Source organism: Paractinoplanes durhamensis, from assembly GCF_016862175.1.
Classification (GTDB): Bacteria; Actinomycetota; Actinomycetes; order Mycobacteriales; family Micromonosporaceae; genus Actinoplanes; species Actinoplanes durhamensis.
This window is the reverse complement of record NZ_BOML01000136.1, coordinates 1-578: the sequence shown is the minus strand read 5'-3', so window position 1 is coordinate 578 and position 578 is coordinate 1. Positions and strand designations below refer to the sequence as shown.

Below are 578 nucleotides of genomic sequence, written 5' to 3'. Positions count from 1 at the left end.
GGAGGAGTCTCAGTGGTGAGAGATAAAGACACCCCGGAGGCAACGATGACCACCACCGCCGCTCACGCCCACCAGCTCGAGACCGTCGAGGCCCCGGGCGCCATGATCACCAAGCCCGCCGCGAAAGTCCTCGCCGTCCTGCGAGTGGCGACCGGCTTCGTCTTCCTCTGGGCCTTCCTCGACAAGACCTTCGGCCTCGGCTACAGCACCCCCTCGGCCAAAGCGTGGATCAACGGCGGCAGCCCCACCAAGGGCTTCCTGTCCAGCGTTGATGTCGGCCCGCTGCAGGGCTTCTTCCACAACATCGCCGGCACCACGTTCGCGAACTGGTCCTTCATGATCGGCCTGCTCGCCATCGGCCTGGCCCTGATCCTCGGCATCGGCCTGCGGGTCGCCGCCGGAGCCGGCGCGCTGATGATGGCCTTCATGTGGCTCGCCGAATGGCCCCTCGCCTCCGGCAGCTCGAACCCGATCGTCGACTACCACGTCGTCTACGGCCTGGCCGCGATCGTCTTCGCCCTCACCTACGCCGGCCAGACCTGGGGCCTCGGCAAGATCTGGGCCAAGCTCCCGATCGT

Annotated in this window: 1 protein-coding gene; it reads left to right on the top strand. The window is 67.3% G+C overall.

Going from position 1 to position 578, the window contains the following annotated elements; genetic code table 11:
• Nucleotides 1-45: 45 nt before the first annotated feature.
• On the top strand, nt 46-578 hold a 533-nt coding region (locus tag Adu01nite_RS47460; protein WP_203736006.1), incomplete at its 3' end, for a DoxX family membrane protein.